Genomic DNA, 22,381 nt, shown 5'->3' with positions numbered 1-22,381 from the left:
TCACCTGTGCCCAGTCAGCAGCAGGGCACCGGCCGAGTCCGCGTCAGCCGCCGTGGCCAGCACCGGACCGGTGCGCCCGGAGTCGAACCAGCCAATCGCGGCGACCGCCTGCAGCACGCCGAGCGCGCCGGAACAACGGCCGAGCGCGGCCGCGAGATCGATCACGGCCGGGCCGTCCCCGGCCTCGTCGGGCCGGCCCAGCACCAGGGCCGGATCGGTGCCGGGCGGGCAGACGGCGCCGATCGCGCCGGCGAGATCGGCCCGGCGGGCGTACCCGGCCACCTCGCCCCGGTTCACCGCGCCGCGGGCGGCGGCCGGTCCCTCGGCCTCCAGGACCAGCGCGGCCGCGCCGTCGAACCGGGAGCCGGGCGGCCCGCCCAGCAGCCGCTGGACCACCGTGTTGTCGGGTTCGCAGCCGACGACCAGGACCCGCTCGGCCCGGCCGGCCCGGATCAGTAGCCGGCCCCAGCTCACCGCGTCGAGGCCACCGGCAACGCCGTTGCACAGTGTGATGTTCGGCCCGCGCAGGTGGTGCTGGATGGCCAGCCACGACGCGGTGACATTGCTGGACGTGTTGGGTAGGTCCATCGGGCTGGTGCCGTCCACGCCCTCCTTGGCGATGGTGCCGGCGACCGTACAGACGCTGTCGAGGTTGCCCAGGTCGGTGCTGACCACCACGGCGGTCCGGTCCAGGCCGGAGGCCGGCGGATCGGTGTCGGCCAGCCCGGCGTCGCGCAGCGCCGCCCCGGCGGCGAGCAGCGCCAGCCGGGTGGCGCGGTCCTTGTACCGCAGACCGCGCCCGGTCAGCCAGTCCGGTGGAGCGGTGGCGGCGGGCCCGGCGAAGGCGAGCAGATCGGCCGGTTGCCGGACGCCGGCCACGGCCAGCCCGGCGCCGCTGATCACCGTGGCCGTCCCGGCGCTCACGACGCCACCGCCTCGATCACCGAGACCGCGTTGACGCCGCCGAACCCGAAGGCGTTGACCTGGGCCACGCGGACCGGGCCGTGCCACGGCCGGTCCCGGACGAGGCGGAAGCCGGCGGCCGCCGGCGTCGGATCGGTGAGCCCGAGGACGGGCGGCACCACCCGGCGGCGCATCGACTCGGTCGCCATCAGCATGCTGAGCAGCCCCGAGCCGCCGGCGGTGTGCCCGGTGACCGATTTGATGGCGGTCATCGCCGGGTTCGCCCGGGGCGGATCGAAAACCTCCCGGACGGCGCCGGCCTCGGCCTCGTCGTTCAGCGGGGTGCCGCTGCCGTGCAGCATGACCAGGTCGATGTCGCCGGCCTCGACCGCGGCCCGGGTGTGCGCCTCGCGCATCACCCCGGCGATGTTGGCCCGGTCCGGCGCGGTGGGGTGCCGGGCGTCGCAGTTGAGCGCAACCGAACGGACCCGGCCGTACCGTTTCGCCGCCGGCAGCCCCGCGCGCTGCAGCACGACGGCGACCGCGCCCTCGCCCATCAACATGCCGCGGCGTGCCCGGTGGAACGGAAGCAACGCCGCCGGCGGTTCGGCGTGGACCCGGTCCAGCAGCCCGAACGCGCTTTCGGTGATGGCGTCGACGCCGGCCACCACGACCCGGTCGGTGAGGCCGAGTTCGATCAGGTCGGCGCCCATCCCCAGGGCGTACAGCGAGGCGGCACAGGCGTTGGCGACGGTGTAGGTCTCCCGGGCGCCGAAGGCGCGGCGCAGGGCCGGCCCGAAGTGCAGATCGTCGGGGCTCAGATCGGCCTCCCCGTACCACCACAGCTCGGCGGTCCGCAGCTCGCGCAGGGTGGTGCCGACCAGCACCGGCGCGGTCAGCGGTTGGTCGCCCAGGCCGGCGTCGGCCAGGGCCGCCCCGATCGCGTGCACCAGCCACCGGGTGGCCCGCAGCGGCTCGTCCACCCCGGGCTCCCTGCGGTCGTCCACCTCGTACGCGTGGTGGGTGTGGAACCGGTCGAGATCGAAGGCCCGCAGACCGGCCAGCGCGGTGCGCCCCGCACACAGCGCGGCGAACGAGTCGCCCAGGTCGGCGCCGATGTTGGAGCGCACCCCGGCGCCGACGATGTCCCAGCTCACGACCACAGCTCCGCGGACTGCTCGGGAGCGCGGCCGAGGATCAGCACGGCGTTGTTGCCGCCGAAAGCCAGGCCGTTGTTCTGTACGACGTTGAGCCGGGCCGGCACCGCCTCGTTGGGTACGCAGTCCAGGTCGCATTCGGGATCGCTGGTGCGGTGGTTGATGGTCGGCGGGATGAAGCCGTTGGTCAGGGCCAGGGCGCAGGCCGCCGCCGACAGCGCGCTCGCCGCGCCCATCGTGTGCCCGATCATCGCCTTGATCGAAATGGCGCGGGGCGCGTCCGCGCCGAACACCTGACGGATCGCGGCCGACTCGGTCACGTCGTTGGCCCTGGTACCGGTGCCGTGGGCCGAGATGAAGTCGATCTCGTGTGGCTTGACGCCCGCGTTGCGGTGGGCCAGTCGCATGCACGCGGCGATGCTGTCCCGGTCGGGGGCAACCGGGTGCGAGGCGTCGCAGTTCAGCCCGTACCCGAGCACCTCGGCGTAGATCCGGGCGCCGCGGGCGCGGGCGGAGGTGAGGCTCTCCAGGGTCAGGATGCCGGCACCCTCGCCGGTGAGGATCCCCTTGCGGTCGCGGTCGAACGGCTGGCACACCTCGGGGGCGATGGTGCCCAGCCGGTAGAAGCCGGTGAAGGTCTTGCGGCACAACGCGTCGGCGCCGCCACACAGGGCGATCTCGACGTCGCCGGCCCGCACCGCGTCGAATCCGTAGCCGAGGGCGTAGTTGCCCGCGGCGCAGGCGGTCGGGATGGTCACGGCTTCCACATCGGTCAGTTCGAGTTCCTGGGCGATGCCGGTGGACAGCCGGGTGGCACCGATCCGGCTCGCCACCCCCGGTGCCATCGCCATCGGCCCGCCCTCGACCTCCTGGCCGACCAGCTGGTCGAGGTCGCGGGACTCCCCGTCGGTGGTGCCCACGGAGACCAGGGTCCGCCGGCCGCGGATGTCGTCCAGACTCAGGCCCGCGTCACGGACCGCCATACCAGCGGCGGCCACCGAGAACTGGGTGGCCCGGCCGAGCTCGTCGACCGGGGTCCGCTCGATCCATTGCCCCGGATCAAAGTCGGCGATCTCGCAACCATTGGCGTACGCGTAGCCCTCGGTGTCGAAGGCGGAGATAGGACGTACCCGGCTGTGGCCGCCGAGCAGACCCTCGAGAAAGGCCTGCACGCCGACGCCGATGCTGGTGACGACACCCAGACCGGTGATGACCACCCGATGACGCGGATCAGTGACGTCGCCCATGCCCGGTCCTGTCAGGCTTTCCAGCCGGCGCTGGACTGCAACGTCGCGTAGACGCCGGCCAGGTTCACCATCCGCGCCAGCTCGGCCTGGTCGATCGTCACGTCGAAGGCTCGCTCCAGCGCGGCCAGCAGCTCGATGGCCCGCAGCGAGTCGGCGCCGTGGTCCTCCTTGAAGAGGCTGGTCTCGGTCATCTCGTCGAGTTCGACCTCGAGGACCTCGGAGACGATCTCCCGGATCATCTGTGTGCGTTTCTCGTCGATTCCGATCGCGCCGTCGACGGTCATGAGACAACTCCTCGCATTCGGCGGGATCCGATATCCCGTGAATTCGTCCGGCAGCACCGGAGGACGAGGAGCACGCTAATTTGGCCGGGTGGGCGGCGTCTTCCACACACAATGAAAACGGAGTAAGCGTTCTGTCCAAATCTGCGATGGCCGGCTCAACGCAGGCGCACCCCAACCTTGATCGTCAGTCAGCGGGCGTCCGGCGGTCCACTGTGGCTGACCTCGTGAGTGTCACTATGAGTAACGGCGACCGCCTCGCTAGATCACTGAGTTGGCCGGGCAGGCGCACGCACCGGCGAAACACTCAGCGGTCCTGGTCGACGGATTCCTTGCCCCTACCGGAGAACGCACCGGCGTGACCGGGAAGTGCGCCGGCGAGCGGCCCACGAGCGAGTTCAACGTTCAGGCGGAAGCCGACCTGGGCGGCCGCCTGGTCGACACCGGGCTCCCCTGCCCTGGCGCCCGTCACGACAGCAAGGCCCTGACCGAGTCAGACATCGCCGAGCGGTGGGCCACACACCTGCGACCGAATGACCCTGGCAGCTCGGCGACCCCGGCTATCCGGGTGCCGCCGCGCTCACCAGCACGGGCGAACCCCGCGGCCGGGACCTCGCCGACATCCAACGCAGCTGCACCAGCACCCGGCTGGCGCGGACGCCTGACAGACTTCCCGGAAGTGCTACACACCGTAACGGGCCTAGAAATCCACCGGACCTGAGGCTGGCGACTTTCCGAGTAACGCTCCTTGACTTGGCATGTCGATAAAAAGGATATAACACCGTAATTTGTAATTATCGAGTCCTTTGTTAATAACAGGTAACGCTGCCGAGATATAGCTTGACGCCGATGATTTGACAGGACATGCTGGGCACCGAGATGGAATTCCTGGCGCATTCCGGTCCGATGTGATCCCGGTAGCGTCAATTCCGTCGGCCGACCGGCGTAACACCGCCGGTACGGACATCAGCCGCCGCACCGGGCCGGGTGGCGCGGCTGATTCCCGGTGCCGGGTTCAGGGAAGGCGGGCCCGCTTTCCCGGACGACGCGTCGACTTTTCATGGGGGAATGTTGAACTCCGCAGTCATCAAGGTCCACCTGAGAGAACTCCCGTCCATAGTCCGCGCCGGCGTCGCCGCGGCCCTGCGTAACGAGCCGGACATCATCCTCGCCGACGACGGCGTGGTGACCACTGTGCACCCGCGCGCGCCCGAGGTGATTGTGATCGACCTGATGGAACGCACGCTCGACGACCGGCCGGACGGCCCGGGCGACGGCACCGCCGAGCCGCACATCGTCGCCCTGTGCTCCGGCTCCGAGCACACGAGCGCCCTGCAGGCGATCCACCACGGAGTGCGGGCGGTGGTCCACCGGGACGGCCCGGTCGGCCACATCGCGATGGCGATCCGGGCGGTCGCCGCCGGCGAGGCGTTTCTGTCCCCGCCGCTCACCCGCTACCTGCTCGAAGGGGTCCGGATCGACCGGCCCGGGCCGCGCCGAAGGCCGGTGGCCGCCAGCCTGAGCCGCCGGGAGCTCGAAGTGATCGCCCTGCTGTGCGACGGCGTCGCCAACCCGGAGATCGCGCGGAGGCTCTCCATCTCGGCGACCACGGTGCGCTCACATATCCACCACATCGCCACAAAGTTCGGGCTGCGGGACCGCACTCAGGTCGTGGTGTACGCCTTCCGGCACGGGTTCGCGGCACCGGACCAGGGCGAGGGGCCTTCCGTTGCCTCGGTCCGGCCCCGGCTGTTAAGGTCCGCTGCGTCATAACGATGTTATTTGCACGGCGAACGAGGTGGTCGGCATGGCGGCGAACCGGTGGTTGCCCCGTTTCCTGCGTCAGATGCCCCGACTGCCCGACGCCGCCGGCGACCACCTCGGCGAAGCCCCCGGCGACGGACCCGTCATCCGGATGGTGATCGTCGGCGACTCGGCCGTCACCGGCGTCGGAGCCGACCACCTGGACGGTGCCCTGGCCGGTCAGCTCGCCACCGCGGTGGCCGGGCTGACCGGCCGGCGCGTCTGCTGGCGGGTACTGGGGCGCACCGGGGCCCGCGCGCGCACCCTCGACACCTACTTCCTGCGGCACCTCAGCGACCCGTGCACGCCGGAGCGCCCCGACCTGGTGATCGTGTCCATCGGGGTCAACGACGTGACCCGGCTGCTGCCGCCGCGGCTCTGGGAGCGCGACTTGCTCGCCCTGATCGACCGGATCCGCCACCGGCTCGACCGCTCGGTGCCGATCCTGTTCATCCAGCTCCCACCGGTCCGGCAGTTCATCGGGCTGCCGGTGCCGCTGCGGCGGTCGCTGGGCCTGCTGGCCAAGCGGTACAACCGGCGCCTGCGGTTGCTGGCCCGGCGCGACCCCGACGTCTACCGCCTACCGGCCGATGACCTGCTCGTGCCGCTGGCCGACTTCTTCGCCTCCGACGGCTTCCACCCATCGCAGATCGGCTACCGGGCCTGGGCCCGGTCGATCGCCTCGCAGATCGCCACCGTCGTGGACCTGCGGGCCGGCCGGTCGCCGGCAACCGCCCGGAGTGGCCGGTGACGCCGGCCCGCCGGACGCCGCCGGCCCGCGGGCGGCGCGCCCCGTCGGCCACCGCCGAGGTCCGGGAGGCGCTGATGACCGTCGGGTGCCGCCTGCTCAGCTCGGACGGCCCGGCCGCGCTCTCGGCGCGCCGGCTGGCGGCCGAGGTCGGCACCTCCACGATGGCCATCTACACCCATTTCGGGGGTGTCCCCGACCTGGTCGAGGCGATCGTGCAGCTGGGGCTCGACCAGCTCGCCGAGCGGCTGGCGGCGGTCCGCCCGACCGACGATCCGGTCACCGATCTGGCCCGCCTCGCCCGGACGTACCGAGACAGCGCACTGGCCGACCCCCATCTGTACGCCGTCATGCTGGGCGGCGTCGCGCAAGCCCACTTCGGCCTGAAGCCTCGCGATCTCGAACTCGATTCGCTCACCCTCGGCGCCGCCGACGTGCACGTCCGCCGAAGCATCGAGGCGGGCCGGTTCCGGGCCGGCCCGCACTGGGATCTGACCGTCCGGGTCTGGGCGATGATGCACGGTTGGGTGATGTTGGAAATCGCCGGTTACGGGATCGGAGCCAGCGTTGACGACTATCTCCTCCACGTTCTCGTCGGGGCCGGCGACAGCCTTGCCGACGCCACCCGGTCGGTGCGGCGATCAGCCGGCGTCGGCCTGACGGCTGGGCCTGGCTGAGTAAATGGATTACATAGTCATCTTGAATTCGCGCAAGTCAGTGCAACTGCGATTCACGAAAAAGTCCTACCGGGCTACGCCCAGACACATTCGCCCGGCAGCATGGTCGGCAGTGACAGCCATCGGTGGGGTGATCGTGGGTACGTCATCGTCGCCGCTCGACATTCCTCCGATTCCGCCACCGGTGCGGCGATCTTTCCGCCGCGGACCGCTCTTGACCGCCGGCGCCGCGACCGTGCGCTGACTCGCCGCCGATCCGCCCGCTGACCGCTCGCGAGGAAGGACCACCGTTGAGCAACACGAGTTCGACCGCGATGTCGTCGAGACCATGGTGCTGAATCAGGGGGCCGAGCTGGGAGTCGAACCGGCAGCGGTGACCCTGACCGCCCGGCTGGACGGCCTGGGGCTGGACTCGCTGGACATCATGGAGATGAGCCAGCAGGTACGCCGCGGGCTCGGTGTCACCCTGTCGGCCAAGGACTTCGCCGAGACGGCGTGCTTTCGGGGCGCGCACGATCAGGTCACCGCCGCGGTCGGCCCGGTCGCGGAACACGCATAACTGTGGAGGGTGTACGGAGGATGGGACATTTCGACAGCATCGACGATCTGCTCGGCCACGACGGCGAGCAGATCGGTACGACCGAGTGGCACCAGATCGACCAGAAACAGGTCGACGAGTTCGCCGACGTGACCGGCGACCACCAGTGGATCCACACCGATCCGGTACGGGCCCGCGACGAGGGCCCGTACGGTGGCACGATCCTGCACGGAGCGCTGACCCTGTCGCTGTGCACCGCCTTCCTCGGCGAGATGGTGCAGGTGGCCGGGGTCAGTCACGTGGTCAACGTCGGCTTCGACCGAGTCCGGTTTCGCGAGCCGGTGCCAGTCGGATCCCGGCTGCGGGCGACCGCCAAGCTGATCGGCGTCCGCCGGATGGGCGACGGCGCCCGGGTGATCGTGCAGGTCAGGGCAGAAATCGAGGGCTCGGCGAAGCCGGCTTTGGTGGCCGACCAGGTGCTGGTGTTCTATCGCTGACCCGGCGGTGCCGGCTTCCCGGGCTCGGCGGCACGGCTTTCTCCGGCCGACCGGGCAGCGGCGGTGCGGGTCGAGCGGGACGGGCCGGTGGTCGTGCTGACCATGGACCGGCCTCAGCGGGGCAACGCGCTGGGCGCGGTCATGCTGCCCGCTCTCGACACGGCGTTCACCGCGCTGGCCGCGGACCCCGGTGTGCGGGCGGTTGTCCTCACCAGTAGTGGCCGGACGTTCTCGGTCGGGTGCGACCTGGCCGACTTCGAGGCGGCGCTGTCGTTGGGCCAGGATGAGGCCCAGGCGTACTGCAAGGAACTGACCGGCCGGCTCGCCGGGGTCGTGCGGGCGGTCCGAGCACTGCCGGCCCCCCGTCATCGCCGCCGTCAACGGGCAGGCGGCGGGCGCCGGCTTCTCCTTGGCGCTCGCCTGCGACCTGCGCCTGGCCGGCGAGCGAGCCGCGTTCAACTTCGCGTACGGGGGCACCCGGTGCCTCCACCGACGGCGGGGTGAGCTGGCTGCTGCCGCGCGTGGTCGGCCCTGCCCGGGCCCTAGAGCTGCTGTTGGACCAGCCTGTCATCCGGCCCTCCCGGGCACAGCGGGAAGGGTTGGTCAGCGAGGGTCGTACCGGATGTGCTCGGCAGGGCGGTGCTGCGCGCACCCGATCTGGCGCGCACCCGATTTGGCGCGCACAAGCGCGCCACCCGACCGCCGCCGCGAAACGCCTGATTCAGCTTTCGGCCGGAACCACGTCCAACGCTCACCTGGAGCGGCAACACGCCGAGTTCGCGGCCGGTTTTGCCCCGGCCGACCTGCGATCAATGGGCGCGGGTGGGGCATCAACGACGAGGAGATCACGATCCGGACAACGCCGTTACGTTAGGCGGAATGACTGTTCGTCAACCGAGCCTGCATCGCGATCTTGCACTTTCTGCCGTGACATTAGGGGGCATTCCCGCTTAAATAGGCGACAGAAAGTGCAAGATCGGCGCGGTTCTCCTGCTCGCCGCGTCTTGATCTACAAGCCCCGACAGTCAGCAGGTGAACTGGTGCCGAACACCAGGGCCGGCACGGTGCTCGACGCCGTACCCCCGGTGGAGCCCGCTGCCGACGACCAGAGCGACCCGCGTACGGACCGGCTGCCGGATCTCGGCTCGCGGTGGATCTGGACCGGCATCGGCGGCGTGCTCGCCGCAGTCGCCGGCATGGTCGGCTTCGGCCTGACCCGACGACCCCGGCGTCGCTGAGGCAACCCGCCCCGCCGGTGGCCCCGCCCGACGGCGGGGCCACCAGCGGTCAGCCGCGTCGAGGTCGGCGGGGCAGCCAGCCGATGAAGCGGTCCTGAAGCGACATCACCGGGGCGGTGCGCAGGTCCTCGGTGGCGGCGGCGAGGCAGGAGCCCAGATAGACGCTGAGCATTGCCCGATCACTGCCGTACTCCGCCAACAACCGGCTGCGTTTGGTCGCGCACGGCCACTCGTCACCGCAGGAGCCGCAGCTCCAGCAGGGGGTCTTCGGGGCGTGGTCTTCGGCCCGCACCCCCGGCCGTTTGGCACCATCGGTCATCGCACGTCCTTCCAGATGTCCACGGGACTGGCCAGCAGCGGTGCCCGGCCAAGGTTCGATGGTGGTCCCCCCGGAGCCATCAGAGAGGGCGGTACGCGGCCCTCCGGTGTTACATCCTTGCGGTACCTTCTCCTGTTGTGGGAGTCGGAAATTTGACGGTTGACCCGATGCTCCATTCCTACCGACGGGTAAGCCAGCGCGATGCGTGACCTGTTGCCGCCGACGGTCGCGGTGGCCGTCGCCGGCCCGGCCGACTGGGTCGGCGAGTTGCTCGCCGCCGAGCAGGCATGCCTCAGCGATCAGGCCGTGCCGACCCGGCGGAGGGACTTCACCGCAGGGCGGGTCTGCGCCCGTCGGGCACTGACCGAGCTCGGCCTGCCACCGATCGCCGTGCCGGCCGCCGCCGATCGTGCGCCGGTCTGGCCGGCGGGGGTGGTCGGCGCCATCACCCACACCGCGGGCTACTGCGCCGCCGTGGCGGCGCACGCCACCGACATCCGGTCCGTCGGCATTGACGCCGAGCAGCACCGCGAGATCAGTCCCGGAGTACGCCGACTCGTGCTCCTGCCCGAGGAGGAGGCCGACTGCGCGCGGTTGCCCGGCGGCACCTTCTGGCCGATCGTGCTGTTCAGTGCCAAGGAGACCGTCTACAAGGTCTGGCATCCGGTCGTCGGGACTTGGTTGGATTTCCAGGACGCCCGACTGGACATCGATCCCTACGCGGGCACGTTCACGGCCCGGATCGCACCGGCCCGGCTGGACGAGGCGGGGGTCGACGACCCGCCGGCGTCGATCAGCGGCCGTTTCGTGGTCGTCGACGGGTTGGTCCGCACCGCCGCGGTGCTTCCCCTGCGCTGACCGCCGAGGGCCATCGGCCCACCGGGGTAGCGTCGGCGGAGTTCTCGAACCGCACGCACCGAGGCGTCAAGGAGTACGGTGACCCACCCCCAGCCCGCTGTCGGGCCGCACCACCACCAGCAGTCGAACCTGGAGCCACCGGACCACCCTTTCCCAGCAACACGGCAGCCGCCGTTCTCGGGTGCCGCGTATCCGGCGGCCCGCACTGGGCACCACGGCACCGGTCGGGAATTCCCGGTGACCGGTCTGCCGGGCTATCCGCTCGTCGCACCGGCGACGGCACGGACACCGGCCTCCAGGAGAACCGCCGTGGTCGTCGCGATCACCACGGCCGTGCTCACCCTGCTCTGCTGCGCGGGCGGCATCGTGGCGGCCGTCGTCAGCACCAACCAGGACGACGACGCCAGGACCAACGCGATCGGGATCACCGGCCGGAACTCGTAACCCAGGCGCGGGCCGGGCGCGCTGTGGGCGGGCACCCGTACGGGTGCCCGCCCACTTGTCAGTTGTCCGTGGTGTCAGCAGCCCGTCCAGCGCACCGGGGTGACTCGCTCCCCGTTGCGGAACCCGACGATGGTGCCCGTGTCGGAGATGGAGCGCGTGCCAATGCCCACCCCGTCGCTGGCGCCCGGCAGCACCCGGGAGGTCGCGCCGCGCACGACGCGGTCAGCGCCCACCACGACGCCCTTGGCGTTGACGTCCTCCAACGACGGCGACTGCGGGTCGAGCGTCGTGTACGAGCCGTCCCGGAGGTTCCAGCGCACCGGGACCCAGATGCTGTCCGGCAGGTCGACATGGCCGATCGCCCAATGACCGGCAGCTTCGCTGACGTAGGACATCTGCGCGCCGGGGACCGTGAGGGCGTCGTACCGGCCGTTCGGCCGGCGGACCCAGCTGGTCCAGTATCCGAAGTCACCGGCGGTACCGACGATGGTCCCGTTGGCGGTGATCCCTCGCGGCTCGGCATTGGCCGGGGTGTCGAGCACCTCGACCGTGCCCGGCCGAGCGGCCGGCCAGCGCAGCCCGAAGGACTCCCCGGTGTCGATGGTCCTGCCGAGACCGACGATGTCGCCGGCCTTGTTGATGGCGGTGACGGAGACGCCCGTGGCGGACGACACCACCGGCAGTTGCTCGACCCTGCCGTTGCGGTACCGCCACGGCTGGCCGTTGCCACCCTCACCCCAGCCGTTGCCGATCACGACGCCGTCGGCGTTGACGTCGGCAGGGCTCGCCATGCTCGGCGCCTCGACCTCGGTGAGCCGATTCCCGTCCCAGAACAGCAGCAGGTACTGGTTGTCGGTGCCCTCGATCCGCAACGCCGTGCCGGCGACGAAGCGGCCCGTCGGGTCGATGACGTTCGCGTCGGCACGGTAGGTGTCGGTCGGGTACGGCAGCGTGCTGATCTTGCAGGTGCCGAGGGCGGCAGCCCTGGGCGCGGCGGTCGCCGGTGCGGAGACAGCGACACCGAGAGAGGCGGTCAGCAGGCCGGCGGCGGTGACCCCGGCCAGCGTCCGTCGAGCGGTGTGAGTCATCTTTACTCCCCGTGTAAGCCCGGGTGAACCCGAGCGCCGATTACTACTGGTGTCACCCGCGAGTGGACCGCACGGTTGCAGCGTGTCGGTCAGATGACAGCAGCGAAATCACGCTGACCCAAAATGTCCAGGGTTGGGCAGCGGCGACGACCGGTACACGGCGACTGGTGGCGGACCCTCCCCTTTGTACGGCTTGTCGCACCGGCCGACTATGACCATCAATCCGTGCCGTAATGAGCCGACAGTAACCGTCGGGCAACCGCCCGTGCGGCTGTCTCGCCTCAGAGAGGAACGGGGATGCAGGGATCCTGGTGTAGGGCGGCAGTCACAGCCGCCCTGTCGATCGTTTGTGTGTCGGGTGGGTTGGCCCTGACCGCACCCGCACAGGCGCAGACCGTGGAGTCCGGATCGGTCTCCTTCGGCGGCGACCCCGGTGACTACATCACCGGTGGGAGCTCCTACTCGTACTCCACCGACGACAACGACCAACTCGCGGCGGACAGCCCGCTCGACAACAGCCGCGTGACGGTCAGCATCAGCGGTTACAACGGCGACCAGTGGTCGCTCACCTTCGACGCGCCCGGCAGCGCGGCGCTGGTTCCGGGCACCTACGAGACAACGAGCCGATACCCGTACAACGGGGCCGGACCCGGCCTCGACCTGTCCGGCAACGGGCGGGGCTGCGACGACGCGACCGGCACCTTCACGATCAACAACGCGGTGTTCGGCTCCAACGGCTACGTACAGACCCTGGACGCCACCTTCGAGCAGTACTGCAACGGCGCGCCCGCGGCCGCCCGCGGCGAGGTGCACATCGCCAACCCGCCACCGCCTGAGCGGCTGCAACTCGCCCTCGCCGTGGCAACCGACGGCATCGCCCACCGGGTTAACGGCAACGCCGTCCTGCACGGCACGGTGACCTGCAGTCAGCCCAGCACGGTGTCCGTGGACGGCACGGTCACGCAGATCGTCCGGAAGGTGCTGGTTCGGGGCAGCTTCTCCACCCAGGTGACCTGCACGCCGGGCAACCAGGTCCAATGGACGGCCGCGGCCGTCCCGACCGGCACCACCCCGTTCGGCAAGGGGCTCGCCGAGGCCATCACCCGGGCCATCGCCTACGACATCCCGTACGACGAGTACGTCTTCGTGACCGACACCTCGACCGTCAAGCTCACCCGGTCCTGATCCGTCCCGCCCGGCGGCCGGCACGACCCGGCCGCCAGGCGCTACGGTGGCCGGGCCCACGACGGAAGCACGACGAAGGATGGCAAAGATGGCTGCCAACCCCGTGCACACCGCGCCTCGTCCAGTGGTCACCACGGCGCACCGGTCACCGTCCTCGCTGGACTACTACCTGGTCCTGCCTCGACCCGACGACCCTGACCCGACCAGCGCGGTCGCGGGGCTCGTCGTCGAGGAGTTCACCCGGGAGCACGACCATGTCAGCACGGGCCTGGACAGCGCGGGCTGGACGCCGGCCGCCGGCTGGTGGAGTTCCGCCGCACTCAGCCGGAGCATCCGCACCGACCCGGACACGTCGGTGCGGGTGGTCCCCACCTGTCGCGTCGAGGCCGAGGGTCACTACCGCACGCTCGGTGGCGGGCAACTGCCCGACGACACGGAGCTGCGCTCGTACTTCCTCGTCCACCAGCCGATTCCGACCACCACGCCGCTGCGGCTCGGCCCGGCACAGCCGCCGGCCGGCTGGCACGAGCGGCGCGTCTACCGGGTCCTCTTCGCCAAGGATCTCCGTCCGGACCAGGTGACGAGCCTGTGGGCGAGCTGGCGTACGCCGGTCGACGCCACGGGTGCATCGGCCGCGAGCGGTCACCTGGAGAAGGGCGGCGACCGGTTCGACTGGGAGCTACGGCGGGTCGCCCACACCCGGGCCTGGGCTCTCGACGTGACAGTCCTGCTGGGCGCCGAGGCCGACGCCACGGTGGGTTCGACCCTGTCCGACCTGACGACAGTCCTGCGACAGCACGGTCTGATACCTGTGACGACCGAGCGGTTCAGCTAGCGCGGTGCCCACCGACCTTCACCGCGCTCACCTACGGGTGTGGCAGTTCAGGGCTCCGTCCGCCGGTCGCCTGACGGTCAAATGATCAAGGGCGGGCTCTCGATCTTACGAGAACCCGCCCTGACCTGCTCTTACCTGGTGGAGCTGAGGGGATTTGAACCCCTGACCCCCTCGATGCGAACGAGGTGCGCTACCAGTCTGCGCCACAGCCCCCCACCGGCGAACCGGCTTCGGTCCCACCCGGCTTACACCGGGCGGGCCGGCAGCAAGGCTAACAGGTCGCCGGCCCGCACCGCGAATCCGCCCCCGGTGCGGCGTTCCACCTGACCCGGAGATTCACTCGGGTTCCGAGAAACCGGGGCATTCGGGACGCCGCGACACCCCGCCTTCCAGGAAACCGAGTCGATCAAGCCGCCGGCACGGGACGCCGGCGGTCAGGCGCCTCGGCCGGCCTCGTAGGGGCGCCCGCGGAGCCCGCCGGCCCGTCGGTACGAGACCGAGCCACCGTTCACCGCCGCCGGCAGGTCGCCGGGGCGGTCCAGGCCCATGGCGGCTCGGCGTACCCCCTCGCGCTGGGCGGCCAGGCGACGCTGCGCCTCCCGGCGGGCCGCTGCGCGGCGGGCCTGCTCCCGGCGCACCTCGGCCTGCCGGGCGGCCAACCAGGCGGCCTCCCGGGCTCGGGCGCGGCGGCGGCGACGCCCGGCGAGGGCGCGACCCCGCAGGTGGACGACGTACGTGGTCAGGAGCAGGAAGGTGACCGCGAAGCCGATCCAGAAGCCGGGGCTGGCGAACAGCACACCGATCAGCTCGACGACGTTGAGCAACAGCAGCGCGGCGAGCACCCGGCGACGCCGGTACACGGCCGGGGTGTGCTGACGGCCAGACGGCGGGCGGCGGCGGGACCGCTTCGGTGCGGGTGGCACGGCGCGCAGTCGACCGGAGCGGCGGCCCGCCGGCGACCCGGAGGCCGGCGCGGCCAACGCTCCGGTGGTCGCATCCTCGCTCAGGGTGACGACGAGTGAGCGCGGCGGGTGGACCGGCTGCCGCCCCGGGACAGTACGTCGCCGCCGGCGGCGCTGGAGCACCCGCGCCGTCGACTGCGCCCGCTCCGCCACCAACCGCTCGGTGGCGTCGTACCGGCGAACCAACGCCGGGGCCAGGGCGAGCAGGCCGGCGGCGGCGAGGACGGCGAGGAGCACCGAGGTCGGCACCCTCACCCCTCCCGTCACCGAATTCGGAGCAACCGCCACCCCACCGCAGGATCTTCCACCGATCGCGCCTAGGTGCGTGGATCGTCCGGCCGGAGAGCGCTCGCCGCAACTTGCAGTTACTTGAGGTTACGGCGGACCGACCAGGAAGCAGTCGCGCCGCGCCGATCCCGTCCGTGGGACAGCCTCTCAGCGGGCGGAGGCGCGTACCCGATGCCAGCGGGCCAGCAGGCCACCCTCGGCAGCGATCTCCTCACTCGTCAGCGCGTATCCGATGTGGTCACGCCAGGCGCCGTCGATGTGCATGTAGCGCACGTGGTACGACTCCTCGCGGAATCCCAGCTTCTCCACCACCCGCCGCGACGGCCGATTTTCCGGACGGATGTTGACCTCCACCCGGTGCAGACCGCCGGGGCCGAACGCGTGGTCCACGGCGAGGGCGAGCGCCGTGGGGATCACGCCCTGGCCGGCGACCCGGGCGTCCACCCAGTAGCCGACATAGCCGGAGCAGAGCGCACGTCGCACGATGCTGCCCACGTTGATGTGCCCGACCAGCAGGTCCCGACTGCCCTCGCGGAGACAGACCGCGAAGGGCATGCCGTCACCCTCCCGGGCCGAGCGCCGCTGGTCACGCAGCACCCAGCGGAACGCCGCAGGTGAGTTCAGCTCGTCCCACCCGCCGGGCAACGACGACTCCCAGGGCGCCAGCCAGGCCCGGTTGGCCCGCCGGATCTCCGACCACGGCACCGCGTCGGAGCGCCGGTAGGGCCGCAGCATCACCGGCCCGTCCGCCAACTCCACCGGCCAGCCCGGTGCCCGCGGGGGTCCGAAGAGACTCACCCCCACAGTCTCTCGCGCGGGGCGCTGACGCGCGCAAGTGGACCCGCCAGGACCCGCCAACCGTCCGACCGGGACACCGTCACCGGCGGCGGTCCAGCAGCAGGACGTCCACGGTAGAGCCGGCCGCGGCGGTGGTGACCCGCTCACCGAGCACCAGCAGCCCGTTTGCCTCGGCCAGCCCGGAGAGAGTGAACGGTCCACCGCTGAGTGGCTGCACCGTGTACCCGCCCCCGCGCCGCTCGGCGACGTGCGCCGGCCGGAACTCACGCAACCCGGCCGGGGACGACACGGTCTCCAGCAGGTGCGCCCGCACGCTGGGGCGGAACACCGGCTCGGCGCCGGCGAGCAGTTGGATGGCGGGACGGGCCAGCACCTCGAACCCGATCAACGCGGCACCCGGGTCGCCGGGCAGGCAGACCACCGGCACCTCCTCGGCACCGACCGTGCCGAACCCGAGCGCGGTGCCGGGATAGAGCGCCACGTCGGTGAACGTGACCGGCCCGACCCGGCCACCCTCCCGGCGGGACAGGATCCGGCGCACCATGTCTCCGGGGCCGGTGCCGGTGCCCCCGGTGGTGATGATGAGGTCGGCGCGCAGGGTCTGGTCCTCCAGCAACCCGCGCAGCCCTTCCGGGTCGTCGTCGCAGATCCCCACCCGGTACGCCAACGCGCCCACCTCGGCCGCGGCGGCGGTCAGCGCGTGCGAGTTCGCGTCGACGACCTGCCCGGGCTGACTGCCCCGACCCACGTCGACGAGTTCGTCGCCGGTGGCCACGATGACCACCCGGGGACTGGGCCGGACCACCACGTGCCCGATACCGGTGGCGGCGAAGACCGCGACCAGGGCCGGGGAGACGTACGTGCCGGCCCTGGCGAGCAGCGTGCCGGCGGGCAGTTCCGCACCGGCGCGGCGGACCCCGTACCCCCGTTTGGGGGTGCGGAAGATTTCCACCGCGGCCATGCCCTGGTCGGTCCACTCCACCGGGACCACGACGTCGGCGGCTATCGGCAGCGGCGCCCCGGCGGCCACCGAGAAACACGAGCCCGGGGTGAGCCGCACCGGCCGCCAGCTCGCTGCCCCGAGATCGCCGACCACGTTGAGCCGGATGGTCCGGCCACCGCGCGTGCCGGAGGGGGCCGGGACGTAGCTCGGGCCCCGGCCCCCTCCGGAAATGTCCTCCCAGCGTGCCGCGTAGCCGTCCACGGCCGCCTGGTCGAAGGCCGGGAAGGCGTACGGCGCGACGACGTCCTCGGCGAGGACGTTGCCGTGCGCCTGGGTGAGCTCGAGGTCGAGTGGCGGCAGCGCGCGCAACCTGCGCAGCACGCTGCCCAGGTAGTCGGCGAGCGGCGTCAACTCGTTCGCGGCCGCCTCGGCGTCGGCCGACGCGGTCATGTACCAGATCCGCCTGCCGCGTCGGACTTGACGAAGTCGGCCAGCCAGGACCGGAACTCGGCGCCCAGGTCCTCGCGCTCCGCGGCGATCTGCACCACCGTCTGGAGGTAGCCCAGCGGCATGCCGGTGTCGTAGCGGGTGCCCCGGTAGACGATCGCGTGCACCGGAGTGCCCTCGGTGCGCAGCAGCTCCATCGCGTCGGTCAGCTGGATCTCGCCGCCACTGCCCGGCTTGGTCCGCCGGATCGCGTCGAAGATCTTGCCCGGCAGCACGTACCGGCCGAGCACCGCGAGGTTGCTCGGGGCGTCCTCGGGCTGCGGCTTCTCCACCATCCCGGTCACCCTGACGACCTCACCGATGTCGGTCAGCTCCGCCTCGGCGGGCTCGACGGAGGCGATGCCGTACCGCTTGGTCTCGGCCGGGTCGACCTCGAAGAAGGCGAGCACCACACCGCCGGTGCGGGCCTGCAACTCGAGCATCGCCGGCAGCAGCGGCTCCGAGGGCTTGACGAACTCGTCGCCGAGCAGCACCGCGAAGGGCTGGTCGCCGACGTGCGACTCGGCGTACCCGACGGCGTGGCCGAGCCCGAGCTGCTCGGGCTGCCGCACGGTGTAGATCTCGGCCAGCTCGCTGGGCCGACGCACCGCGGCCAGCCGCTCGGCGTCACCCTTCTCCTCCAGCCTGGTCTCCAGGTCGGGGCGACGGTCGAAGTGGTCCACCATCGACGTCTTACCCCGACCGGTGATCAGCAACACGTCACCGATGCCGGCCTGGGTGGCCTCCTCGACGATGTACTGCAACACCGGCCGGTCCACCACCGGCAGCAACTCCTTGGGCACCGCCTTGGTGGCGGGCAGGAACCGGGTGGCCAGTCCGGCGGCCGGGATGACGGCCTTGACCGCCAGGGGACGACCGGTCGAGGTGGCCGTCGATGAGGGGTTCGCTGAGTGCTCCGACATGCCGCGAGACTATCGGCCACGGCTCTGCCGCGGCGGGTGTGGCCCAGAAGACGCGCCGCCACCCGGCCCCGGCCGCGCAGGATCCGGGCCGGCGCGGGCCGCATCCGCGTCGATGTCCGCCGGGTCGTCGGCCGGGTCGGGCCACGCATGCGCCGGCGACCCTTCCGGTACGCCCGCCGCCGGCTCCGACCGGGCGGAACCGCCCGGCTCCCGGTTGACAGGCACCGGCTGGCCGGCGCGCGGCAGCCCGTCGGGTGGGCTGACGGCACCCGCGAGCACCGGTATCTCCCGGGTGGTCACGTCCGGGCGTACCTCGGCGACCCGGTAGGTGTCGCGGCCGGCCGCCTTGGCCGCGTAGAGCGCGTCGTCGGCGGCCTCCAGCACCTCCCGGCCGGTGCTGCCGTTGTCCGGATAGACGGCGATGCCCACCGACACCGTCACCAGCACCGGCCCGGCGTACGCCTCGACGGCGATCGGCGTCTCGCGGACCGACGCGCCGAGCCGCTCGGCCACGATCGCCGCGCCCCGCGCGTCGGTCTCCGGCAGCAGCAGCACGAATTCCTCACCGCCCTGCCGGAAGGCGAGGTCGACCTCGCGGATCTCACCGCGCATCCGCCTGGCGAACTCGGCCAGCACAGTGTCCCCCGCGGCGTGCCCGTACGTGTCGTTGACGTCCTTGAACCGGTCGAGGTCCAGAGCGAGGACGCTGAGCATCCGCCCGAAGCGGCTGGCCCGTTCCACCTCACGTCGGATCGACTCGCGCAGGTAGCGGTAGTTCCACAGCCCGGTGAGCGGGTCGGTGAGGGAGAGTCGTTGGGCCTCCTCGTGCACCCGGACGTTGTCGACGGCCACCGCCGCGTGTCCGGCGAAGGTGCGCAGGGTGGCCAGGTCGTCGTCGTCGAACTCGTCGGCGCCCAGGCGGTCGTAGAGGGCCAGCACGCCGAGCGCCGCCGCCACGCCGGCCTCGTCGGCCGGGCCGGAGGATCCGCTGAGGGTGGCCGCGGCCGAGCCCGGGGTGGCGAACGGGACCGCGACGTACGTGCGGCAGCGTGGCTCGATGGACGGGGCGTCGGTCGGCTCCGCCCTTCCCCGCTGTGGCTCCCCGGTGGCGGCGACGGCGCCGACCACACCGACCCCGACCGGCACCCGGAGCGTCGGCGGCCCGTCCCCGTCCGCCTCCGGCCAGCGCCCGTCCAATCCCTCGGTGCACTGTGCGACGAGCATCCCGTCGGTCTCCACCAGCAGCACGGCGCCGGCACGCGCGCCGGTGGCGCCGATGGCGCTGCGCAGGATCACCCGCAGGATGCGTTGCAGGTCGTGCGTGCTGGCCAGGGTGTCGCCGAGCACCGCGAGGTGACCGCGGAGCTGGTCGCGGTTGCTGGTCAACGCCGCGACGTAGGAGCCCGTCTCCCGGGTCATCCGGTTGAACGCGGCGGCGAGCCGGCCCAACTCGTCGCGGCTGCGGACCGGCACCCGGGCGGTCAGGTCGCCGTGCGCGACCCGGTCGACCGCGCCAGCCAACTCCATAAGCGGTCGGGTGGTCATCCGGGCCAGCCGCCAGGCGGTCAGCACGGCGAGCAGCGCGGCCACCACGACCACCCCGATCAGCGTGGCGTGCAGCCCCGCCGGGCGCTCGCTGGGCACGGACACCACGAGCGGCAGCGGCTGCGCGTCGGTGGACCCGATCCTGCGCACGTACCGGCCCTGGCTGGTCTCGGTCACCCGCTCACCGTCGACGGCGCTGGCGGCGGCCAGCACCGCGTCGCGTACCTCGCGGGATTCGGTCGTGTGGGTGACCCGGGCGGTGCTGGCTCCGCTGTCGAGCAGGGTGACCGCCACCCCGGTCACCGCCGCCAGCCGGGCCACGAACGCCGGGTCGACACGGTGCGCGGCGGTCACCGTGCCCAGCAGCGCGCCGGCGCGGTCACGGAGGTCGACGTGGGCGGCCAGCGCGCGGACCGGACCTGTCGCATCCGTGGTCGGGCCGGAGCAGTCCCGCCACGGGGTCGATGGCGCCCCGGGCGACAGAAAGGTGGTCTCGCCGCTCACGTCGGTGATCAGCACCGCGGCGACCAGGCCCCGGCCGATCAGTTGGGCGGCGGCGACGGACGGATCGGCGCTGAGAGCCAGTACGTCGGCGGTGGCGCGGAGCTGCTGGCAGAGCGCGTCGACCGAGGTCCGCACGGTGGACGCCGCCACCGCCAGGCGCTCGGTGGAGCGGCTGCGGTCGACGGCGCTGACGGTGGAGGCGACGAAGAGCGCGCCGAGCAGGACCGGGCCGAGCACCACCACGAGGAAGGCTGCCGTCAACCGCCCGCGTAGCGTCACTCGGTCCCCCCGGAAGTTCCGCCTCCGTTGCTTGCGATGCTGACACAGTGCAACCGTGAGAGAGGCGTTGCGTCAGGAGTGTTGCGTGGCGGAATTTTCTGATGAAGCGGAAGTGACCCGGATGGCGAAGCGGGACGCCCGCGTCGAGCTGCTCGCCCGCCGCCGGTCGCTGACCGGCCCCACCCGGGCCGTCGCTGCCGGGCGCGTGCAGGCCGAGCTGGTCACGCTGCTACGCCGGCTGCGCCCCCGCCGGATGACGGCGTACGTGCCGGTCGGGTCCGAGCCGGGCGGCGCGGACCTGCCGGAGGTGCTGCGGGCGGCCCTTCCGGCCGACGCCGAGTTGCTGCTGCCGGTCCTCCTCGACGACCTGGATCTGGACTGGGCGGCATATACCGCCCCCGGGGCCTTGATCGCCGCCGGCCGGGGTATCCGGGAGCCGACAGGCGCCCGTCTCGGGGTGGCCGCCGTGGCGGAGGCGGACCTGGTGCTCGTACCGGCCCTCGCGATCGACCGCCTCGGTCGACGACTCGGACGCGGCGGCGGCTCGTACGACCGGGCACTGGCCCGGGTGCCCGCGACGACGCTGACGGTGGTGCCCCTGCACGACGGCGAGCTGGTCGAGGCGCTGCCGGCGGAGCCGCACGACCGTCGTGTCCGCGCGGTCGTCACCCCCGCCGACGGGGTGCGTACGCTTGACGCCGACCCGGGTGCGCCGCGTGATGTCGCGCCTCACACGTCCGCTGGACGAACCCGGGGCGAATGACGCACCATTGGCACTCGAATACGTCGAGTGCCACCTGGCTGAGCCCAGATCCGGAGGAGAACGTGCCCACGTACCAGTACGCCTGCACCACGTGCGGTCACCAGCTCGAGGCGGTGCAGTCCTTCTCTGACGAGCCGCTGACCGAGTGCCCGGCGTGTCAGGGGCGGCTGCGCAAGGTCTTCAACTCGGTCGGCATCGTCTTCAAGGGTTCGGGCTTCTACCGCACCGACTCGCGGGCGTCCGGCTCCGAGGCGACGGCCGGCGGCACGACCGGCAAGCCCGGTAAGTCCGAGTCATCGTCCTCGGGTGCGGACTCCGGGTCGTCTGGCTCGTCCTCGTCGGGTTCGTCCTCGTCCGGGTCGTCCTCGTCCGGGTCGTCGTCGTCGGGCTCGGGCTCGTCGGGGTCGTCCTCGTCCGGCGGGTCGAGCGGCGGCGGCAAGGCCGCGGCGGCCAGTTCCGCGTCCTGACCCGCCAGCGTCGACTCGCTCGGCGACCACACTTTGACCCACTCGGGTTCACGGAACTCGGCCCGTCCAAGCGGGCCGGACACCCCGGCTTCCGTGACCCCGAGTCGATCAGCGGGCTGCCGGGCTCGACCCAACCGTCCGCGTAGCAGATCGAGCCGGCAGACGGGCGTTGTCCACAGGCCGTCCGATTATCCACAGGCGCCGGCGAACGGCCGGTTGACCAGGGCGTGAGCCGCCTAGTCTGCCGCCCATGGGTCGTCACTGCGACGTCCCTGGGCGGGAGGCGACAGAGGCGATGGGCGATCCAGACTCCGCGCGGGCGTTACGTCCGTTGCGCCGACCCGCCCTGCCCGGCGGACCCGTCCTACTCCGGGCCGGCCTGGTCGCCGCCCTGCTCGGCCTGGCCGCCGCCGTCCTGCACACGCCGACCGGCTGCCCGCCGCCCGCCGCGCCCTCCGCGGGGCCAACGGGAGCGGCTGCCACGTCCAGACAGGCCGCCAGCGGCAGACCGGACGACGACGGCGCGGCCGGCTCCACCCACGAAGGCGCACCGGCCGCTCCACCATCAAGCGGCCAAACCACCGACAGCGGCACGCCCCCCGGGA

General features: G+C 71.9%; 23 protein-coding genes, 1 tRNA gene and 4 pseudogenes. 15 read left to right on the top strand and 13 right to left on the bottom strand.

Annotation, left to right across the window (positions count from 1 at the left end; translation table 11 throughout):
• From ACFYPM_RS03055 to ACFYPM_RS03040, 4 genes are read right to left on the bottom strand one after another with little or no spacing between them, the layout of a single operon-like run.
• Positions 1–924: a beta-ketoacyl synthase N-terminal-like domain-containing protein gene (locus tag ACFYPM_RS03055; protein ID WP_387190665.1), complete on the bottom strand. Its 924-nt coding sequence runs from the start codon at positions 922–924 to the stop codon at positions 1–3.
• Positions 921–2,060: a beta-ketoacyl synthase N-terminal-like domain-containing protein gene (locus ACFYPM_RS03050; RefSeq protein WP_387190662.1), complete on the bottom strand. Its 1,140-nt coding sequence runs from the start codon at positions 2,058–2,060 to the stop codon at positions 921–923. Before ACFYPM_RS03050 ends, ACFYPM_RS03055 begins: the two co-directional genes overlap by 4 nt.
• Entirely contained in the window at positions 2,057–3,307 is a 1,251-nt protein-coding gene (locus ACFYPM_RS03045) for a beta-ketoacyl-[acyl-carrier-protein] synthase family protein (RefSeq protein WP_387190659.1), read from the bottom strand. Before ACFYPM_RS03045 ends, ACFYPM_RS03050 begins: the two co-directional genes overlap by 4 nt.
• Before the next feature lie 11 nt (positions 3,308–3,318).
• Positions 3,319–3,591: an acyl carrier protein gene (locus tag ACFYPM_RS03040; RefSeq protein ID WP_387190656.1), complete on the bottom strand. Its 273-nt coding sequence runs from the start codon at positions 3,589–3,591 to the stop codon at positions 3,319–3,321.
• Positions 3,592–4,656: 1,065 nt separating this feature from the next.
• Between ACFYPM_RS03040 and ACFYPM_RS03035 the strand changes: the two genes are divergently transcribed.
• From ACFYPM_RS03035 to ACFYPM_RS03000, 8 genes and pseudogenes are all read left to right on the top strand, one after another.
• Positions 4,657–5,361: a LuxR C-terminal-related transcriptional regulator gene (locus ACFYPM_RS03035; RefSeq protein ID WP_387190653.1), complete on the top strand. Its 705-nt coding sequence runs from the start codon at positions 4,657–4,659 to the stop codon at positions 5,359–5,361.
• Positions 5,362–5,395: 34 nt separating this feature from the next.
• Positions 5,396–6,142 carry an SGNH/GDSL hydrolase family protein gene (locus tag ACFYPM_RS03030; RefSeq protein ID WP_387190650.1) on the top strand — a complete coding sequence of 249 codons (747 nt, stop codon included), beginning with the start codon at positions 5,396–5,398 and terminating at the stop codon, positions 6,140–6,142.
• Entirely contained in the window at positions 6,139–6,816 is a 678-nt protein-coding gene (locus tag ACFYPM_RS03025) for a TetR/AcrR family transcriptional regulator (RefSeq protein ID WP_387190648.1), read from the top strand. Before ACFYPM_RS03030 ends, ACFYPM_RS03025 begins: the two co-directional genes overlap by 4 nt.
• Before the next feature lie 328 nt (positions 6,817–7,144).
• Positions 7,145–7,375 (top strand): acyl carrier protein, encoded by a 231-nt coding sequence (locus ACFYPM_RS03020; protein ID WP_387190645.1) that lies wholly within the window; start codon positions 7,145–7,147, stop codon positions 7,373–7,375.
• Between the two features lie 20 nt (positions 7,376–7,395).
• Positions 7,396–7,851 (top strand): MaoC family dehydratase, encoded by a 456-nt coding sequence (locus tag ACFYPM_RS03015; RefSeq protein WP_387190643.1) that lies wholly within the window; start codon positions 7,396–7,398, stop codon positions 7,849–7,851.
• A gap of 63 nt (positions 7,852–7,914) precedes the next feature.
• Positions 7,915–8,142, top strand: a pseudogene (locus ACFYPM_RS03010) (enoyl-CoA hydratase/isomerase family protein); the annotation flags it as partial.
• Between the two features lie 76 nt (positions 8,143–8,218).
• The gene (locus ACFYPM_RS03005; RefSeq protein WP_387191434.1) at positions 8,219–8,725 is read left to right on the top strand and encodes an enoyl-CoA hydratase-related protein; all 507 of its coding nucleotides are present in this window, start codon (positions 8,219–8,221) and stop codon (positions 8,723–8,725) included.
• Between the two features lie 154 nt (positions 8,726–8,879).
• Positions 8,880–9,089: pseudogene (locus tag ACFYPM_RS03000) on the top strand (peptidase); the annotation flags it as partial.
• A 49-nt stretch (positions 9,090–9,138) separates the two neighbouring features.
• On the opposite strand, the gene ACFYPM_RS02995 reads toward ACFYPM_RS03000, so the two are convergent.
• Entirely contained in the window at positions 9,139–9,408 is a 270-nt protein-coding gene (locus tag ACFYPM_RS02995) for a hypothetical protein (protein WP_387190641.1), read from the bottom strand.
• 201 nt (positions 9,409–9,609) lie between these two features.
• Here ACFYPM_RS02995 and ACFYPM_RS02990 point away from each other — a divergent pair, with 201 nt between their 5' ends.
• The gene (locus ACFYPM_RS02990) at positions 9,610–10,266 is read left to right on the top strand and encodes a 4'-phosphopantetheinyl transferase (RefSeq protein ID WP_387190638.1); all 657 of its coding nucleotides are present in this window, start codon (positions 9,610–9,612) and stop codon (positions 10,264–10,266) included.
• A gap of 237 nt (positions 10,267–10,503) precedes the next feature.
• Entirely contained in the window at positions 10,504–10,710 is a 207-nt protein-coding gene (locus ACFYPM_RS02985; protein ID WP_387190636.1) for a hypothetical protein, read from the top strand.
• A 74-nt stretch (positions 10,711–10,784) separates the two neighbouring features.
• Here the strand turns inward: ACFYPM_RS02985 and ACFYPM_RS02980 are convergent, their stop codons facing one another.
• Positions 10,785–11,798: a hypothetical protein gene (locus ACFYPM_RS02980; protein ID WP_387190634.1), complete on the bottom strand. Its 1,014-nt coding sequence runs from the start codon at positions 11,796–11,798 to the stop codon at positions 10,785–10,787.
• Between the two features lie 351 nt (positions 11,799–12,149).
• Between ACFYPM_RS02980 and ACFYPM_RS02975 the strand changes: the two genes are divergently transcribed.
• Both ACFYPM_RS02975 and ACFYPM_RS02970 read left to right on the top strand, forming a co-directional pair.
• Positions 12,150–12,983: a hypothetical protein gene (locus ACFYPM_RS02975; protein ID WP_387190633.1), complete on the top strand. Its 834-nt coding sequence runs from the start codon at positions 12,150–12,152 to the stop codon at positions 12,981–12,983.
• 88 nt (positions 12,984–13,071) lie between these two features.
• Positions 13,072–13,818, top strand: a complete 747-nt coding sequence (locus tag ACFYPM_RS02970) for a hypothetical protein (RefSeq protein WP_387190631.1) — start codon at positions 13,072–13,074, stop codon at positions 13,816–13,818.
• 136 nt (positions 13,819–13,954) lie between these two features.
• On the opposite strand, the gene ACFYPM_RS02965 is transcribed toward ACFYPM_RS02970, so the two are convergent.
• The 6 genes from ACFYPM_RS02965 to ACFYPM_RS02940 all read right to left on the bottom strand — a co-directional run bounded on the left by ACFYPM_RS02965 (position 13,955) and on the right by ACFYPM_RS02940 (position 20,546).
• Positions 13,955–14,031: transfer RNA gene (locus ACFYPM_RS02965), tRNA-Ala, on the bottom strand.
• A gap of 221 nt (positions 14,032–14,252) precedes the next feature.
• Positions 14,253–15,035 (bottom strand): hypothetical protein, encoded by a 783-nt coding sequence (locus tag ACFYPM_RS02960; protein WP_387190629.1) that lies wholly within the window; start codon positions 15,033–15,035, stop codon positions 14,253–14,255.
• 180 nt (positions 15,036–15,215) lie between these two features.
• Positions 15,216–15,803 carry a GNAT family N-acetyltransferase gene (locus ACFYPM_RS02955; RefSeq protein WP_387191432.1) on the bottom strand — a complete coding sequence of 196 codons (588 nt, stop codon included), beginning with the start codon at positions 15,801–15,803 and terminating at the stop codon, positions 15,216–15,218.
• Positions 15,804–15,945: 142 nt separating this feature from the next.
• Complete coding sequence (gene glp, locus ACFYPM_RS02950) at positions 15,946–17,259, bottom strand: gephyrin-like molybdotransferase Glp (protein WP_387190627.1); 1,314 nt, start codon at positions 17,257–17,259, stop codon at positions 15,946–15,948.
• Positions 17,256–18,218: a UTP--glucose-1-phosphate uridylyltransferase gene (locus ACFYPM_RS02945; protein WP_387190625.1), complete on the bottom strand. Its 963-nt coding sequence runs from the start codon at positions 18,216–18,218 to the stop codon at positions 17,256–17,258. The genes glp and ACFYPM_RS02945 overlap by 4 nt, the downstream gene beginning before the upstream one ends.
• A gap of 9 nt (positions 18,219–18,227) precedes the next feature.
• Complete coding sequence (locus ACFYPM_RS02940) at positions 18,228–20,546, bottom strand: diguanylate cyclase (protein WP_387190623.1); 2,319 nt, start codon at positions 20,544–20,546, stop codon at positions 18,228–18,230.
• A gap of 85 nt (positions 20,547–20,631) precedes the next feature.
• Here ACFYPM_RS02940 and ACFYPM_RS02935 point away from each other — a divergent pair, with 85 nt between their 5' ends.
• Both ACFYPM_RS02935 and ACFYPM_RS02930 read left to right on the top strand, forming a co-directional pair.
• The gene (locus ACFYPM_RS02935; RefSeq protein WP_387190621.1) at positions 20,632–21,309 is read left to right on the top strand and encodes a 5-formyltetrahydrofolate cyclo-ligase; all 678 of its coding nucleotides are present in this window, start codon (positions 20,632–20,634) and stop codon (positions 21,307–21,309) included.
• Positions 21,306–21,464 (top strand): annotated as a pseudogene (locus ACFYPM_RS02930) (FmdB family zinc ribbon protein); the annotation flags it as partial. The gene ACFYPM_RS02935 and the pseudogene ACFYPM_RS02930, both read left to right, overlap by 4 nt.
• 62 nt (positions 21,465–21,526) lie before the next feature.
• On the opposite strand, the gene ACFYPM_RS02925 reads toward ACFYPM_RS02930, so the two are convergent.
• Positions 21,527–21,859, bottom strand: a complete 333-nt coding sequence (locus tag ACFYPM_RS02925) for a hypothetical protein (RefSeq protein WP_387191488.1) — start codon at positions 21,857–21,859, stop codon at positions 21,527–21,529.
• 167 nt (positions 21,860–22,026) lie between these two features.
• On the opposite strand from ACFYPM_RS02925, the pseudogene ACFYPM_RS02920 reads away from it, so the two are divergent.
• A pseudogene (locus ACFYPM_RS02920) lies at positions 22,027–22,381 on the top strand (hypothetical protein); the annotation flags it as partial.

This window comes from Micromonospora sp. NPDC005203, assembly GCF_042872705.1.
Taxonomy (GTDB): domain Bacteria; phylum Actinomycetota; class Actinomycetes; order Mycobacteriales; family Micromonosporaceae; genus Micromonospora.
This window is presented reverse-complemented; position numbering and strand designations above follow the sequence as displayed.